Below are 17,278 nucleotides of genomic sequence, written 5' to 3'. Positions count from 1 at the left end.
AGAGGCCTTTTTGGCATATAATGAAGATATTATCTCAAGCGAAAAGGATGAATTACACTTATGAATAAAGCTTCTTTTGCGGCTATCGGCATTCAGGAAGACCTCATTGCCCGGTTGTCGGAATTCGGCATTAACGCTCCATCCCCGGTACAAGAGCAGACTATACCGCTTCTACTAGAGGGAAGAGATGTTATTGCAGCTTCCCAGACTGGAACGGGTAAGACGCTGGCCTATCTATTGCCGCTGCTTCAAACGATTAATCCGGAGCAGAAGGTGGTCCAAAAGCTGGTGCTCGCCCCTACACAGGAGCTGGCGATGCAAATCTTACGCGAGGCGGAACGTTATGGTGAACAGCGCGGAATCCGAGTTATGGGTCTTATTGGCGGGGCCGCAATCAAACGCCAGATTGACAAGCTGCGTGAGCATCCACAGCTAGTTGTGGGAACGCCTGGGCGGATCCGCGAGCTGATTGGACTTCGTAAATTGAAGATGCATGAAGTCAGTACAATTGTTCTGGATGAAGCGGACCAAATGTTCCAGCTTAGCGGAGCAGGCGAAGTCACAAAAATTGTTAGCAGTGCGCTGCGTTCACGCCAGCTCGTTATGCTGTCGGCAACGATCGGACCAGAGACGAAAGCGCTGGCTAATCGTGAAATGAAGAACCCGGCAGAGGTCGGAATTGCTCCAGGTGTAATGACAGCTGAAAGTTTGGAGCATCATTATGTTGTTGCTGAAGAGCGTAACAAAATGGACATGCTGCGCCGGGTGATTCGCCATTACAATCCCGATAAAGCGATTGTGTTCGTGAATGCTACAGATGATATTGCCGAGGTTGAGGCTAAGCTGAATCATCTTGGGCTTACTGCGGCAGCACTCTACGGAGATGCCGATAAGGTAACGCGCAGCAATGTATTAAAAGGTTTCCGGGAAGGTAAATTTCGTGTGCTTGTTGCCAGTGACGTAGCTGCCAGAGGACTGGATATTGAGAATCTTTCTTTGGTAGTTAGCTACGATCCGGCTTTTGATTCTGAACATTATGTACACCGTGCAGGCCGTACCGGACGGATGGGACGCCGCGGCTTATCTGTAACAATTGTTACGGAGCAACAGACCTTTATCATGCGGAAATTCGCCCGCGAATTGGATATTGCGCTTGAGGAGCGGGAGATGGTCGGTGGTAAGGTGCTTGCAGCAGATGAAGCGCGCAGCGCTTTGCGCAATGGACGGGGACGGAGTAGTGAAGGCAGTGAACAACGCCGTGATGGATCCGCTCCACGCAGCGGCAAGCCGCCTGTTAGCACATCTGGAGCCTCCAATGTTCAGTCGCCAGCCGTTGGAGCAGGTACACCGCCTGCCAAAAGAATGGCTACGATTAACACAAGTGAAACAACAAGCGGAGAACAACAGCGCGATCCACAGCGCAGCGCGAATCCTTCTGCGGGAGCACGCGGAGATGCGACACCTGCACGGAGCAAACGCAGCAGCAATGCGGAACGTGAGAAGAACCGTAAAAATAAAGGAGCTCCAAAGTGGTTGAAAGACAAAACTCCGAGAGGTGACGGTCAATGAATAATGCTCCCGTATTGCAAATTACGGGTCTCAGTGGTGGGTACAGCCTGAATAAGCCAGTGCTGCATGATATTGCACTTCAGGTGCAGCCTGGCGAAATGGTTGGTTTGATTGGTTTAAACGGAGCAGGAAAAAGTACGACGATGAAGCATATTCTAGGATTGATGTCGCCCCATAAGGGCGATATCACCGTACAGGGCAAGACGCGTGCTGAAGATCCCGTTGGATACAATAATGCGTTGTCTTTTGTACCGGAATCGCCGCTACTGTATGACGAAATGACGGTTCGTGAGCATGTTGAATTTACTGCCAGAGCTTATGGGGTAGATCAAAAGGATTATGAATCCCGCACCTCGCATCTTGCCAAGCTGTTCCATATGGAGGATAAGATGGACACCCTATCGACCCATCTATCTAAAGGGATGAAACAGAAGGTTATGATCATGTGCGCTTTCGTTGCACGACCTGCATTATATGTCATCGACGAGCCATTTTTAGGATTGGATCCGCTAGGTATCCGCTCCTTGCTTGATTTCATGATGGATCTAAAGAACTCTGGATCGTCGATTCTGTTAAGCTCTCATATTCTTTCCACAATAGAGAATTATTGCGACCGTTTTATTGTATTGCATAAAGGTAAGGTGATTGCACAGGGTACGTTGGCGGAAATAGCGGCAACTGCCGGGCATCAGGGGCTGACTTTGGAGCAGCTGTTCTACGAGCTGGTTCAGGGAGGGAAATAATATGGATTTGAAAGAGCTGCGGCGCACGCGGCGCGGTCGATTCATGGGAAGCATGCTTCCTTATGTGGGATATATCATTCAAAGCGGCGTAGCCATGGTCTTCCTGTTCGTGTTGATCGTCTTCTCTGCTTGGTATACATCGCTGTTACAAAATGTACCTGAAGGCATTCCCATTCGCTGGATTATGTTAGCATTACTGTTGCCTGCGACAGTGCATAGCGGCTTCCGAACCTATTTGCAGACACCGGATACGATCTTTCTGCTGCCTCAGGGTCACCGCATGAAGGAATATTTTGCACCCTCCTGGGTCAGTGGAAACGTGTGGAAGATCATTCGTTTGTTATTTGTACTGATTACCCTTTGGCCGTTGTACATACGTACAGATGATTCTCCCAAGCGACTTTTATTTACAGTATTGATCCTGATTGCTGTGAAGCTGATCGCGAGCTATGGATTATGGAAAGAGATAGCTATGCTGTCACGTCCGATGGCGGGTGTGTTTGCTTTCTTGCGCTGGGCAGTTGGAGGTTTGATTATTGCCGCTTGGCTGTGGCAGCCTGCCGGCCCAAGCCTGATATTTATGGTGTTATTGGCAGCAGCCTATCTTGCTGCACTGTCTGTGCCTGGGCGTCACGCTGTGCCATGGGAAAGACTGATCGCCATGGAAAACAATCAAGGTGCACGTGCGCTGATGGTTCTGGGCTGGTTCGTGGATGTACCGGGCCGTGAGCAACGGGTGTATTCCCGCCGTTATCTTTCCAAATGGGGCGCTAAGCTGCCTTGGCGTAAGGATACTGCTTATCGGTATCTGCTGACCAAAAGCTTTGCCCGGGGCGATATCTTTGGAATCATTATGCGGATATCGGTGCTGGCTCTGCTGCTGAATTGGTGGAACCGTGATAGTTACTTTGGCACCGGAATTTATTTGTTCTTCCTGTTCATCATTGGTGTTCAATTGTCGGCACTCCGCAAATTGCATAGCGAGTCTTTTTGGCTGACAGTGTATCCTTTTCCTGAAGGCAGTAAGGCGGACAACACGACACAATTTGTATTCCGTGCGCATCTGGTTGTGGCATTGATTCTTGGATTACCTTTCTTAGCTTCCATAGGTGACCGTCTGATGCCAGTGATCTTTACCTTAGCGGCAGGTGTTGTGGTAGTCTTCCTGTTTAAAGGATACTTGTCCCGCAAAGCGGCACGATTGGATGACGACGATTTGTAAAGCAATTTCATAGTCACAATAAAAAGGCTGTCTCACAGTAGAGAAATTCTACGAATGAGAGAGCCTTTTTTTGCTGGAAGCATAATTTGAGCCGGGCAAGTCCTTAAATTTGCAAAAACGGAACAGAGTATTTAAAAAATGCTGTATGTCTTTTACCAGATAGCTCCAGCATAATAAGCCTGTATCTTACATCATGTATACGCTTCCATTCATAGGCGTAGTCATCCGTACCAACAAAACAGTATTGGGGGAGGATTCAGGCGTGAAAAGAAGATTATCAATATTCATGGTGGCGCTTTTACTATCATCCTTATTCTTGAATGTGCTTGAGGCGGGTATACCACGGGCCGCAGCGGATGCCGCAGGAGTTCCAGTGTACTATGATCCCACAAAAAGTGTGGAGGAGCGCACTGCGGATCTATTATCCCGAATGACGCTGGAAGAGAAGATTGGGCAGATGGTTCAAGCAGAAAGAGCTGCCGTCACTCCTGAGGAGGTACAGAAATATGCTCTTGGCTCTGTACTCAGCGGGGGAGGCTCATTCCCTAACGGAAAAGAAAGTGACAGTACCCGCGTTAACTGGAGAGACTTGATAGATAGCTATCAGGATGGTGCATTGTCTACCAGATTAGGCATTCCGCTGCTCTATGGGGTGGATGCGGTGCATGGACATAACAATGTCAAAGGCGCAACGCTTTTTCCGCATAATATTGGCCTAGGGGCTGCTAATGATCCCGCATTGACTGAGCTTATTGGTGCAGCTGCTGCTAGGGAAGTAGCCGCAACAGGAGCGAACTGGACATTTGCCCCAACGATAGCCTCCCCTCATAATGCAAGATGGGGTAGAACCTATGAAGGTTTTAGTGATAATCAGGATATTTCAGCAGAACTAGGTGCGGCTTATGTGTTTGGACTGCAAGGACGGACTGCTGCTGCATTGGCAGGGACAGATACAATCACGGCAACAGCAAAACATTATCTAGGTGAAGGTTATACAGATAATGGTGTAAATCAAGGCAACATCACTAAATATACCGAGCAAGAGATCATGGATAAGGATTTGAAAATTTATAAAGCAGCTGTAGACGCAGGGGTGCAGACGGTTATGGCCTCCTATCACAGCATCCAAGGTCTTAAAATGCATGCCCATAAACATTTACTGACCGATGTTTTGAAGGGTGACAAGAAAAATGGCGGGCTTGGCTTTACCGGTTTCGTGATTTCGGATTATAACGCTGTGCAGCAAATCACAGTGGATAGCGAGGGCAAAGCAGTTAGCGGATTGAAGAACCAGCTGTATGTGTCCGTAAACGCCGGAGTCGATATGTTCATGATGCCGACCGTTTGGAAGGATACGATTAAGTACATCACAGAACTTGTAGGCGAAGGTAAAATTACTACTGAGCGCATAGATGATGCGGCAGAACGTATCCTGCATGTCAAAATCGCTTCAGGATTGTTCGAGCATCCCAAAAGCGAACCGGATCTGTTGAGTGCATTTGGCTCAGCAGAAAGCCGCAAATTAGCCCGCCAAGCTGTGGCGGAGTCGCTTGTTCTTTTGAAGAACGATGAGGTAAATGGAAGTCCAATTCTATCGCAATTAAGCGGGATGGATAAAATATTCGTAGCAGGTAAAAACGCTAATAATATCGGTAACCAAGCCGGTGGTTGGTCGATCACTTGGCAAGGGAAGTCGGGCAATATAACTGAAGGCACGACGATCCTCGAAGGGATAAAGGAGGCTGTTCCTGCTTCTACAACGGTCAAATATAACCTGAACGGGCGGGGAGCTGCGGGTTATGATGCGGCGATCGCTGTTATCGGTGAGACACCTTACGCCGAGACCGATGGCGACCGGACCAGCTTGAATCTGGATGAGCAGGATCTGGCGACACTTGCGAATATACGTGCTGCTGATCCTAATATTCCGCTTATCGTCGTATTGGTGTCTGGACGTCCAATGACGATAGCCAGCCAAGTGGAAGATTGGGATGGGCTTGTGGCAGCTTGGCTACCAGGTACAGAGGGTGCTGGAGTAGCTGATGTGTTATTTGGTACTAAGGATTTTGTAGGCAAAAATCCAATTCGTTGGCCATTCACTTTGAATAATTATCCGGCAGACAATAACAGTACCAATGTGTTGTTCAAAACGGGATATGGCTTGACCAAAAATGAGAAAACACCAAAGCTTCCAACCGCTCCTGTCGATCCGGAAGCTCCAGAGATTCCTTCCCTGCCGGTTCCCGGCAAAATTGAAGCAGAGGACTTTTTGAACAAAAGCGCAGGACTGCAAACTGAAAACACGCAGGATATAGGTGGCGGTCTCGATGTCGGCTATACCTCGGCTGGACAGTGGCTCGAATATAACGTGAATGTGGCGCAAGCAGGTACGTATCAAGCCGATTTCCGCTATTCCGTTAATAGTGGCACTACAGGCATCAACATCAAATCAGCAGAGGGAACCAAGCTAGGAACATTAAGCGTGACCTCAACAGGTGGCTGGCAGAATTGGCAGACGAAAGCTGTAGAAAATGTTGTGTTTAAGAAGGCAGGATTGCAAAAGATCCGTCTGGAATTTACCGGTGGGGATATCAACCTGAACTGGGTGAGCTTCACTCGAACAGGTGATGTGCCTGTAGATCCATCAAATCCCGGAGATGGCGGGGAAAGCATTAAACATGTTATTAAGTCAGATGTAGTTAGCTCCTGGGTATCGAGTGAGCGAGATCCTTCCGATCGGAAATGGTATTATGCTGACCGTTATCAAGAGGGTGATTTGAAGCTGGAAGAGCAGGCGAAGCTGGATATTATGGTTCCCGATGTGAAGGCAGGTACAGAGATCCATATTGATCCTGACCGGAAATATCAATCTATTCTAGGGATCGGTACCTCCATGGAGGAATCGACGGTTAATAATCTGGCGAAGATGTCTGCGGCGAAGCAGGAGGAATTGCTGCGGAAAATGATTGATCCTGTATCAGGGATCGGAATGAGTATGCTCCGGTTGACGATTGGGACGGCTGACTTTACAGATAAACAATTTTATACCTACGATGATATGCCTCCAGGACAAACGGACATTAATTTGGAGCATTTCTCCATCCAAAAGGACATTGACTACCATATCATCAGCACGGTTAAAAAAATTCAAAACATCAATCCGGACATTAAGTTTTTTGCTTCACCTTGGAGTCCGCCGGGTTGGATGAAGACTACAGACAGTATGATCAAAGGCCAAGTGAAGGATGAATATCTGCCTGTACTGGCCAAATATTATCTCAAATTCGTACAGGAGTACGAGAAGCTGGGAATTACCTTTGAAGGTTTGACCTTGCAGAATGAACCTCTGCTGGAAATTGAATATCCAAGCACCAAAATGCCGTGGGAGCAAGAAGCACAGCTGGCTAAACTGCTGCGGAAGGAATTAGATGAACATGGTTTCAAAGACGTAAAGCTGTGGACATTTGATCATAATCCTGGTGACACGATGGCCTATCCAGCACAAATCCTTGGCAATCCTGAATTAGGTGCCTACGATGCGGTGGACGGAACTGCTTTTCATGATTATGGCGGTGACCTTGGTCTGATGACCCAGCTCCATAATCTCTATCCTGACAAAAATGTATATTTGACCGAACGCGCAGTCTGGGGTACCTCAGGCGCAGACCGCATTGCTCAATATTTCCGTAATTGGGCCCGCAGCTATAACTCCTGGGTAGCGATGCTGGACAGTGATATTGCCTCTCATCAGTGGACCGGAACGCCAGACCCAACCCCGATTGTGCAGGATTCGGGAGACCGTAACCATTACTGGCTGCTGCCAGAATATTATCTGATGGGCCAATATACGAAATTCGTTAAACCGGGGTACGTGCGGATTGATAGTGACTACGGCTCAAGCAGCACTGTAACGAACGTAGCTTTTGCTAGTCCGGATGGAAAAGAGATTGTGACGGTAGTGATCAACCAGACGTCGGATCCACAGCCGTTCAAATTGCTAGTGGACGGTGCGCAAATTAGTGCTGTGCTGCCGGCGAAATCAGTGGGCACTTATAGCTGGGAACGTCTGAATGGTATACAGACGGTGCCGGGTGTAGTGAATGCTGTTGATTTTGAAGAAGCGCAAGGGGTTTACACTGTAAATGAGCAGGGTTATATTGGCGGGTTCGCGCCAGACGCCTCGTCCACCTTCGACTATGTGATTGATGTTAAAGAAAGCGGTAAATATTCACTTCAATTTAAGCATGCCGCTCAATTCAGCGATGGCGCCGGAAAATCGGTGGAAATTAGTGAAGATGGTAAGGTTATCGCTACGCTTCCAATTGTGCAGCAGACGGAGAGTATGACAGATTTTGCAGATTATCAATCCTTGATCTTTCTGAACAAGGGCATTCACAAGCTCACCTTGAAGACGAACGGGAACGGTTATAATATCCGTTCATTAACTTTACGCCAAGCGCCTTCCGGATCACATGAGCTTCCTGGTGTGCTTCAAGCGCAAGACTACACTACAGCTTCAGGGGTGTTAGTGACGGGTGGTGCAGTGGGTTATACTGACCCCGGCGATTGGATGAAGTACAAGATTAATGTACCTGCCAGCGGTACCTACCCACTCTTGATCTCCTATGCTACTAATCAGGATGATGCAGAACTGGAACTGCTGACGGGAGAGGATGGAGCAACAGTAACGACAGCGACTTATGCTTTGACGAAGACGGGGGGATGGTCCAATTGGCAAATAGCTAATGGAACGGTAACCTTGCCTGCCGGGGAGCAGACGCTGACCATGAAAGTAAATGGAGCAGGATTTCATCTGCAGTCGCTTACGATCGGACCCGCGCTTCAATCGGAGACTGCTTTGGTAGAAGGAAATGAGGAGGGTGCAGAAGTTATCGTCAAGCTAGTAAATGACAAATATGCACCTGAACTGGATACCGCTTATTGGTCTATTGAAGGTTACGAGGGAACGGTTGTGGATAGCGTATACCGGGTGGATGATTATACAGCGAAGGTCGTATTAGCGGGGACGCGAGCTATTGATTTCGACACTGATCGTACGCTTACGGTTACCGCTGATGTGTATCAGACAGAATCAAATCAGTCTTTTGGCAGCGTCCATGTTCTGAAATTGCCACTTATAGTTACAGCAATCAACGACGAAGAGAGCATCAGTCTTTCTCCGAACACGCTTCCTTATCAAGTGAACGGGAATGAATTGGTAGTTAGCCTTATAGGAGGAACGTTTAATCCTGATGCCATTCAGAGCATTTCTGTCTCTGGCCCAGGTAAGGATCAGGGGCATGTAAGTATTGGGGCAGCTGCCTTACTTGACCCAACCCATGTGAAGCTGACGCTGGCATGGAATGATCATACCCCGTATTATAGTGATTTGCAGCTTACCGTGAATGTGCCTGCAAATGCTTATGCCGATTCAAGTGGTGGCGGCGTGCTGCGTGCGGAGGTTAAGCTCTTAGGAACAACTAGTGCTACAGCACCTATAGAAGTCACAAGCTTGAACGGATTGGATCAATTCTACCAGCTTCAAGGTATCACAGTCAGCGGCCAAGGCAGTGGAGCGAAGCTGACCGGCATTGATGCTGGAGACAGCATTGATTACTGGGTAAATGTGCCGCAGGATGGAAACTATGCTTTTACGCTTACCGTGACTTCCGCGAATGGTGCTCCTAAGGGCATTATTTATAAAACGGAGGATGGGAAGACATTAAGAACCGTTGATGTGCCGAATCTTTACTCGCAAACCGTTGGCATACGCACCGTTCTTCAATTGAAGGCTGGTGAACAGAAGCTGCGCCTGCAAGCTGGATCAGCAGGATACGAGCTTAGTGGTATTAAAATAGAACCTTATACTGAAGTAATCATGGATGGCACTGGTTCTTTGAAAGTGGAAGCCGAGAATTATTACGATGCTACACCCAATGGAATTCAGAGTACCTTGACTGGCGGTGTGCTGGATTTTAGAAATGTCGGGTTTACCGTTGCAGGTGGTTCCATGGATTATATGCTTGATATTATTGAAGCCGGATTTTATAAAATCGTATATCGGTATGCTACAGCACAAGGCGGAGTAAGCACTACGCTATCTGTAAATGGTACAAAACTCTCGACAGTGCCTATGCCTACTACAGGTGGCTGGTCGAATTACACGCTGGCGAGTGGTGTCGTACAACTTGCGCAAGGAAAACAGGTAGTACGGATGAACTTCAATAATGACGGTGCCAATCTAGATTGGTTCACGCTTGAACGGACGGAAGAAGGAGAGCAGCCGATTCATTCAAAGACTTCCTTACCTGTTTCTTCTTTGAAACCGGGAGCTTACAGCGGATTACAAACGATCAGCCTTACTACAGCGACATCAGGAGCAGAGATTCATTACACAACCGATGGGTCGTTGCCTACAGCAGACAGTCCACTTTATACCGGAACTATTGACGCAGCAGGAGTCACAGTTCTTCGTACGATAGCGGTAAAAGAGGGCATGGAGAACAGTTTTGTAGCTCCATTCACGTATGTGATCAGCGGAGCGGTTGATATGAAGACGGTGTCAGCACCGCAGGCTGATCCTGCCGGGGGAACTTATACAGGGCAGGTTGCTGTGAAGTTAACTACAGCTACAGCTGGAGCGTCTATTCACTACACGTTGGATGGCACTGTACCTACAGCAGCCAGCGAACTGTATAGTGGAGTGATTTATGTAGGCAAGAACAAGACGATTAAGGCGATTGCTGTAAAAGAGGGCTGGAAGCCAAGTGATATTTCCAGTTTTGAATATATCGTTTCTGCGGATAAACCTGAACCAACACCAACACCAACACCAACACCTACACCAACAGCAACGCCTGAACCAACCCCAAGTCCAACCTCTGAACCGACTACTCAGCCAACGACAGCACCAACTTCCGGAAGCGGGGGTACCTCAGGTGGTGGCAACAGCGGAACAACAGGGGGGGATTCAAGCGGAAATGCAGGCAGTGTAACAGGCAGCACCATCCTTACAGCAGCACCAGTGCTGAACAGTAATACCGGTGCGGCAAGAGCAAGTATAGACCTGGAAAGCTTGAAAAAGGCTGCTACAGCAGGCTTAAGTGGAGCAACTTCAGCGGTTACTGTTGATATACCGGCAGTAGCTAAAGCTAAGGGTTATGAGCTACAATTGCCAAACGGTATAATCTTTGCAGATGATAAGACTTCATTGGTCGTTCATACTGAATTTGGTGTGCTGGAGCTGCCAGGTAGTCTGCTGAAACAAGCGGCAAAAGAGGCAGGAACCCCATGGGTAATTACGATAACCAAGGTGGATTCAGATTCTCGCCCAGAATTTAAACTGAGCGTAACTATCAATGGCAAGGAAGCCGTATGGAACAGTTCTGACATGCGGGTTAAGGTGTCCCTGCCGTATACTCCACAATCAGAAGAACGTGGTAAAGAAGGACATATAACGATTCATAGTCTGAATTCGTTGGGGATTCTAACGGTTGTTCCAAGTGGCAGATATAACGCTGCTACGGGGATGGTTTCCTTTACAGGAATTCTCTCTGGTACGTACAGTATCACCTTTACGGAGAAGACATTCCGGGATATCGGCAAATTTGAGTGGGCCCGCAATGCGATTGAGGTGCTTGGCTCTAAAGGCATCATCAACGGAATGACAGAGGATCAATTTGTGCCTCAAGCGGAAGTGAAGCGGGGAGATTTTGTGCTCCTGCTTATAAAAGCGTTTGGCTTGGAAGGAGATAGTGCAGAAAGCTTCACAGATGTGCAGCCTGGCGATTACAGATATGAAGCGTTGGCTATGGCGAAGCAGTTGGGGATCACCACTGGTCGTCCAGATGGAAGCTTTGATCCTAACGCTTCTGTTACGCGGCAGGAAATGATGACACTGGCTGCAAAAGCGATTGCAGCAGCCGGCAGACAGCTTCCAGCCGGCAACGGAGCTTCAATGTCCAGTTTCACGGATAGCCAGCAAGTATCAGCATTTGCACGTGACAGTGTGGCAGCACTAATACGTGCTGGCCTGATCAAGGGAGACGGCTTGCGGATTCATCCACAAGGTGTTACCACCCGTGCAGAGGCAGCGGTTTTGATCTACAACCTGTACAATCTGTAATACATCAGTTGTAAAGATACTTTTAGCTTTTGGGCTGTCGCATCCGTAGATTTTCTACGTTTGCGACAGCCTTTTTTAGGTGTGGTTATTGGGTGAGTATCTAAGTTTAGAAGTTCGCATTAGCTAGATCTACATTAAGCCTGCAACTCCGCCGCCGATCATAATTATCCCCGGAGGCTTACGGACCCCGCAGACGTTATTTGCCAATATATAACCTTTATCGGGGAAATTCGGACACCAGTGGCGTTATTCCCTATGAAGAGGTTCATATTTGGGGTTTGGCATGCTAATAACGGCTTTGGGGTCCGTAAGTAAGTAAAATATGGGATTATACTGCCTTTAGGGTCAGGGGTGTCCGATAGCTGCTTTGTGCGGGCAAATGTGATCTGCGGTAACGAAGGTTGGTGCGGTTGGTGCTTAGACCAAGGTGGAATAAAAAAAGACGCGGACGTCACAGCGGCCATTATCATGACCTACTGGACACCCACGTCTATTGTAAAAAAAAGGGATTGAAAATAGGAAAGAGCTTAAAGCTCTCTCCCGAGACTGTCATTAATGGTTAGACAAAAAGTGAACGGCTGATGATAACCAGCAAGATAAAGAGAACCAGGATGGCGCCAGTGCTAGTGAATGGGCCACCTCCACAACATCCATATCCGCCTCTAACTTCTTCGCTCATGTTCATTCCCCTTTCGGTGTGTGTGTTGTACTTGAGTACATCGTATTGTATGTGCGGAGAGAGGGGCGTGTATAGGCCAATGTCGGAGTCGTGTACAAAAAAAATCAGCTCCATGAAAACGGAGCTGATTGTAAGCTATATAAAGTTCAGTTAGGCTTTTTCTAAATCGCGAACACCTGCGTATACAAGATCGAAAAGATCTTCGAGCTGTTCCTCTTCGATACATGAGAAAGCAATACGTAGGTCAGTTTCACCCAAAGCAATAGTGCCTAGTCCGTAATTATGAATCAGGTGAAGCCGGAGATCTTCAGCCGCAACTGTGTGCAGCTTCAGACACATAAAGTAACCGGAGTTAAAAGGATAATACGTCCATACATCCTCGCCGTATTTACCGCTATCCAGCAGTGCTTTTACTTTATTCGCACGGCCTTTCATGATCTGGAACTTCTCTTCCTTCTGTGCTTCGAATTCCGGAGATTTCAAGGCGTCTAGTACGAAGGTCTGCGAAGGATGCGCACCGCTGGAAATGGTGGCACGGATGATACCTAGTGTTTTTTGCTCCAATGCTGCCAGCAGGTCTTTGTCCTCCGAGGCATAAGTGATGAAACCCACACGGAAGCCCCAGACAAATTCTTCTTTGGTCGCACCGTCAATCTTGATTGGAAGCACACGAGGATGCAGATGAGCCAGTTTGCCGAACAGCGATTCTTTTAGTGAATCCTCAAAGAATAACCCGAAGTATGCATCATCACTTACAACAACAACGTTGATGCCTTCCTCAGCCGCACGAAGGATAGCTGCGACGATCTCATCGCCTTCCTTAATTCCTGGAGTATATCCGGTAGGATTGTTAGGGAAGTTCAGCAGCACAATCGCTTTGCCGCGTTCTTTTTGAGCGAGCAGCGCGTCTTCCAGACCTGCACTGTTGAAAGTCATTTCTTCTGTGAACAGCGGATAGTTAACGGTCTCCCCATGGCGGCGGATTCCGAAGGTTAATTCGTAGTTCTCCCAGTTCTTGTCCGGGTAGATAATCGCGTCACCTGGCTCTGCGAAGAGGTCAGCGACAATGCTAAGCCCGTGAGTCAGGGCATTGGTTACAACGGGATTGCTGATGGTTTTACCTTCTAGCGATGGATTTTCGCGCAGCATCTTTTCACGCCATACAGTACGCAGCTCTGGTTTACCTGCCGGAGGGGCGTAACTATAAAGATCCTTAGGACTGTAAGCGGAGAGTTTATCCTGAATGACGCCGAGGTGCATAGGTACGCCACCTTCAGTAGCAATACCGATGGTTGCGTTGTATTTCTTGGCGTGAGCTCCTGCTTCAGCGGATTGGCTCAGGATGCCCTCTTTTGGGAAGTAAATCTCTTTGCCAAGCGTAGAGAGCATATCATACACATGTTCATTTCCTGCTTTGATACTTTCGTTTAATTGTCCAGCTAGTGGATTCATCAGTTTCATCCTTCCAGGGTTCTTTGGGGATAACATACTGTTAACATTGCCTAACATTATATCACCGCCAATTGCAACCGTCACTTGGAAAGATACGATTTTTAAAAAATATCATTCGGCGTGGAAAGGGCAGTATTTTTTCATCATTTCTATCGTTTCTTCATCCCGTGGATTATTTCTTTCGGACAGGCCGGAAATGATGCCGGAGCGCTCTTCTTCTTTTAGGTTTTGCCCAAACTTAAACTTCGCAGTGATCTCCTCGGGGGTAATGCGCACAACGGCAACTCCCTTTAGACGGGGACGGTATCTAGGGTCCTCTGCATCGATGGAATCATACCCCCCCTCGGGCTGGAGCTTTTTCATAAATAAGGAGAGTACGCCGGCTTTTTCATTAATGTCTTCGACAGGTTCGGCTGTGCCGTAGGCGGTCACACTTTTAAAATAGGCGGTTGCAGGGCATGCCAGCTCGGGATCGCTAAAATAAGACGGGATAAGAGCATACTCATCCGCTACCGTAAAGCAGACCTTCTGCTGATTGCGGATCGACTTCATTTTGCCACCAGCATGACTGCCATGGAAATAGAAACAACCATCTGTATATACAAAATTCAGCGGTGTCACCCGCGGTTGCCCCTGTTCATCGCTTGTCCCGAGAAAACCAAAACTCATTCCGTTTAGAAAAGAGACCAATTCTTCCTCCTGATCTACTTTAAATTCTTTTCTGCGCATAGGGATCACGTCCTCTTTCTTTTTAGTCTAGAGCGTCTGCTCCAATGTAATTGTTCTTTAAAGAATAGTAGAGTGGTTGACAATTAAAAAGGACCAATTAAGATAGTTTTTAATGGACCACTTGCTGGTCAAGGAGGATAACGATGAATATCACGCTGGCATACGATCAATATCTGGCGATACACCGCTACAAATATTTAGCGTTATATCACGCGCTCCGCGCAGGAATATTGGAAGGAACACTTCCGGGAGGCACTCCGTTGCCGTCTACACGAAGTCTTGCTAAGCACTATGAGCTGTCGCGCGGATCGGTCTCGCAGGTGTATGAAATGTTGCTCGCTGATGGGTATGTAAGGACTGAAACGGGGCGGGGGACATTCGTATCGGAAGATAGCTTTGCTTCAGCTGCCAGTCGCAGTGACGGTGAGAATCAGGCTTTGGGTGAAGCCACAGATGCTGCTGGAGGAGATTGTGAAATCGAGACTACGATTCCTATTTCAGCATGGGGAAAGCGGCTGCTTGCGCGCCCGATACCCTTTTATGAAAAGAGTAATAAGAAAGCAGTGAGCTTCCAGAGTAGTGGTATGCGGATGGAACATTTTCCTTACTCCGAATGGCGCAGTGCGCTCTCTTATGCCGGAGGGAAGGAAGGTGGATTGCTGCAAAGCACTTGTCCACCTCAAGGCGATGAAGGACTTCGGAAAGCTATCGCTGCACATCTGCGGATTACCCGCGGGATTCGCGCGGATGCAGAGCATATCGTATTGTTCAGCGGTTCGATGCAAGGCATCGTTATTTTGACGCAGCTGCTGCTGGATGCAGGGGGCTCAGCGGTCGTAGAGGACCCGGGCTTTCACGGGATCCGGCGAGCCGTAGAGATCACTGGAGGCCGATTGCTGGCAGGGAAGCTGGATGGCAACGGCCTTATTCCGGAGGATTGGGATGCCCGGCTGTTGTTTGTTACGCCGAGCCGTCAATTTCCTACGGGTGTGGTACTGCCTTTGGAACGACGACGGACCTTGTTGGAATGGGCGCAGCGGCATAATGCAGTAATCATTGAAGATGATTATGACAGTGAGTTCCGTTGGGCTGGGCGTCCTATTGAGCCCTTAAAAGCACTGGATCGCGAAGAGCGGGTCGTGTATGTAGGCTCCTTTTCAAACACGATGTTTTCGGGCCTGCGGCTAGGCTTTGCAGTGCTTCCGCCCTCTCTGGTAAAGCCGACTATCGCCGCCAAGGCGCTATATGAGCCCTTGCCGGTAGGGCTGCTGGAGCAGCGTGCCTTGGCGCGGTTCATGAATACAGGCGGCTATGGCCGTCATCTGCGCCGGATGACACGCATCTATGGTGAACGCGGACGCATCCTCAGGACGCTGCTGTCGGAACGGCTTAAGGAGCTCTTCGAGCTGCTGCCTGGTGATGCGGGCTTGCATGTATATGCCCGCTGGCTGCGCAGCAGTGAAGAGTTTGTTGCTTTCCGAGCGGCAGCGCTTAGGCGCGACACGGATTTTAGAGATGCCGCGTTATATCAGCTATCACCGGGAGCACCGGCCGCTTGTTTTTCTTTTGCCCATCTGAATGCCGAGGAGCTGGAGGAAGGGATAACAAGCCTGCATCTGGCGTGGGAAGATGTACAAAATGCAACATGACAAGGTATGATAAAGAAGATGAAATGCAAAACTAAGCGAATACTTACGAATTTTGACGAAGAAACTCGGAGTAGATTAAGCTAAACAAAACTATATGGACGCTGCGAAGTCAGAGCAGATTTTGCTGACAATACTAAGCGAATGTTTACGAGGCAAGTTTTGCTAACAAAACAAAGCGGATGCTTACGAAGCAAGTTTTGCGAAGTGGTTCAAGGTAGTTTATGCTAACAAAACAAAGCGAAATGCTTACGAAGCAAGTTTTGCGAAGTGTTCAAGGTAGTTTATGCTAACAAAACTTTTAGGAGGGAACGTTATGCTGCATGCATCGCCGTCCTCTTTTGTTATTTTACCGGCTCTGGCTAAGATTGTATGCGAGCCGGGCTGGAAATGGCAAAAAAGAGAGAAGTCGCTGCAAAATTATGATTTATTTTATGTATGGAGCGGGGAAGGGACGGTTGTGCGTAACGATGAACCCTTTCAAGTAGGTAAGGGAAGCTGCTTCCTTTTTCGTCCGGGTGACCATACTAGTGCTACACATAATCCGCAAAAGCCACTTGTACTTACATATATTCATTTTGATGTCTCCGAAGAGGTGACGGATATTCCGCTGCCCTATCGTGAGCTTACAGAAACCGTTGAATTTGAACATCTGCTTGCTAGGTACGTTCGACTATTTCTGGTGGATACTTACGCCGCTGAGGAAGAAGGGCAGCTTGTACTGAAGCAGCTGATGATTCATCTGCTGAGGGAGGACCGTGTGAAGCCAGTAGAACGTTATGTTAGCAACCATTTGACAGAAATCATTCACGAAATAGCGAACTATGTGAGCCAGCATCCGGGGATTGCACATCGTGTAGAGGATCTTGCTGCTCGTGCGGGGCTTTCGCCTCGGTACTTTTCAATTAAGTTTAAGGAGCTTACGGGCTCTTCTGTGCAGTCTTATGTCATCCGAGCCCGGATTGAGCGTGCTCAGCATTTACTGCTGTACGCAGGAATGAATGTTACTGAGGTCGCAGATGCGCTCGGATATCGTGACATTTTCTTTTTCAGCCGCCAGTTCAAGCAATATACCGGAAAAAGTCCATCTGAGATCCGCTGATTCTCTTTTTT

The 17,278-nt window shown here is 48.2% G+C and carries 9 protein-coding genes; 6 read left to right on the top strand and 3 right to left on the bottom strand.

Going from position 1 to position 17,278, the window contains the following annotated elements:
* Nucleotides 1-60 precede the first annotated feature (60 nt).
* The 4 genes from NSQ50_RS25830 to NSQ50_RS25815 all read left to right on the top strand — a co-directional run bounded on the left by NSQ50_RS25830 (nt 61) and on the right by NSQ50_RS25815 (nt 11,659).
* Nucleotides 61-1,569, top strand: a complete 1,509-nt coding sequence (locus NSQ50_RS25830) for a DEAD/DEAH box helicase (RefSeq protein WP_036679789.1) — start codon at nt 61-63, stop codon at nt 1,567-1,569.
* Nucleotides 1,566-2,312 carry an ABC transporter ATP-binding protein gene (locus NSQ50_RS25825; RefSeq protein ID WP_036679788.1) on the top strand — a complete coding sequence of 249 codons (747 nt, stop codon included), beginning with the start codon at nt 1,566-1,568 and terminating at the stop codon, nt 2,310-2,312. Before NSQ50_RS25830 ends, NSQ50_RS25825 begins: the two co-directional genes overlap by 4 nt.
* 1 nt (nt 2,313) lies before the next feature.
* The gene (locus NSQ50_RS25820; RefSeq protein ID WP_076134205.1) at nt 2,314-3,534 is read left to right on the top strand and encodes an ABC transporter permease; all 1,221 of its coding nucleotides are present in this window, start codon (nt 2,314-2,316) and stop codon (nt 3,532-3,534) included.
* A gap of 262 nt (nt 3,535-3,796) precedes the next feature.
* Nucleotides 3,797-11,659 (top strand): glycoside hydrolase family 3 N-terminal domain-containing protein, encoded by a 7,863-nt coding sequence (locus tag NSQ50_RS25815; RefSeq protein ID WP_256717044.1) that lies wholly within the window; start codon nt 3,797-3,799, stop codon nt 11,657-11,659.
* Between the two features lie 559 nt (nt 11,660-12,218).
* Here NSQ50_RS25815 and NSQ50_RS25810 read toward each other — a convergent pair.
* The 3 genes from NSQ50_RS25810 to NSQ50_RS25800 all read right to left on the bottom strand — a co-directional run bounded on the left by NSQ50_RS25810 (nt 12,219) and on the right by NSQ50_RS25800 (nt 14,519).
* Nucleotides 12,219-12,338, bottom strand: coding sequence for a YjcZ family sporulation protein (locus tag NSQ50_RS25810; protein ID WP_212592220.1), 120 nt, complete (start codon nt 12,336-12,338; stop codon nt 12,219-12,221).
* Between the two features lie 150 nt (nt 12,339-12,488).
* Entirely contained in the window at nt 12,489-13,790 is a 1,302-nt protein-coding gene (locus tag NSQ50_RS25805) for an aminotransferase class I/II-fold pyridoxal phosphate-dependent enzyme (RefSeq protein ID WP_036679816.1), read from the bottom strand.
* Between the two features lie 111 nt (nt 13,791-13,901).
* Nucleotides 13,902-14,519, bottom strand: coding sequence for a pyridoxamine 5'-phosphate oxidase family protein (locus NSQ50_RS25800; protein ID WP_036679785.1), 618 nt, complete (start codon nt 14,517-14,519; stop codon nt 13,902-13,904).
* A gap of 143 nt (nt 14,520-14,662) precedes the next feature.
* Between NSQ50_RS25800 and pdxR the strand changes: the two genes are divergently transcribed.
* Together pdxR and NSQ50_RS25790 are read left to right on the top strand one after the other, a co-directional pair.
* Complete coding sequence (gene pdxR, locus NSQ50_RS25795) at nt 14,663-16,168, top strand: MocR-like pyridoxine biosynthesis transcription factor PdxR (protein ID WP_036679783.1); 1,506 nt, start codon at nt 14,663-14,665, stop codon at nt 16,166-16,168.
* Nucleotides 16,169-16,481: 313 nt separating this feature from the next.
* Nucleotides 16,482-17,267, top strand: coding sequence for a helix-turn-helix domain-containing protein (locus tag NSQ50_RS25790; protein ID WP_036679782.1), 786 nt, complete (start codon nt 16,482-16,484; stop codon nt 17,265-17,267).
* The last annotated feature ends 11 nt before the right edge of the window (nt 17,268-17,278 follow it).

This window comes from Paenibacillus sp. FSL R10-2788, assembly GCF_038003885.1.
Classification (GTDB): domain Bacteria; phylum Bacillota; class Bacilli; order Paenibacillales; family Paenibacillaceae; genus Paenibacillus_AQ; species Paenibacillus_AQ odorifer.
This window is presented reverse-complemented; position numbering and strand designations above follow the sequence as displayed.

What these genes read in the sequence shown, in the direction of transcription:
- NSQ50_RS25830 (WP_036679789.1), top strand. Translation starts at nt 61, where the DNA reads ATGAATAAAGCTTCTTTTGCGGCTATCGGCATTCAGGAAGACCTCATT.
- NSQ50_RS25825 (WP_036679788.1), top strand. Translation starts at nt 1,566, where the DNA reads ATGAATAATGCTCCCGTATTGCAAATTACGGGTCTCAGTGGTGGGTAC.
- NSQ50_RS25820 (WP_076134205.1), top strand. Translation starts at nt 2,314, where the DNA reads ATGGATTTGAAAGAGCTGCGGCGCACGCGGCGCGGTCGATTCATGGGA.
- NSQ50_RS25810 (WP_212592220.1), bottom strand. Translation starts at nt 12,338, where the DNA reads ATGAGCGAAGAAGTTAGAGGCGGATATGGATGTTGTGGAGGTGGCCCA.
- NSQ50_RS25805 (WP_036679816.1), bottom strand. Translation starts at nt 13,790, where the DNA reads ATGAATCCACTAGCTGGACAATTAAACGAAAGTATCAAAGCAGGAAAT.
- NSQ50_RS25800 (WP_036679785.1), bottom strand. Translation starts at nt 14,519, where the DNA reads ATGCGCAGAAAAGAATTTAAAGTAGATCAGGAGGAAGAATTGGTCTCT.
- pdxR (WP_036679783.1), top strand. Translation starts at nt 14,663, where the DNA reads ATGAATATCACGCTGGCATACGATCAATATCTGGCGATACACCGCTAC.
- NSQ50_RS25790 (WP_036679782.1), top strand. Translation starts at nt 16,482, where the DNA reads ATGCTGCATGCATCGCCGTCCTCTTTTGTTATTTTACCGGCTCTGGCT.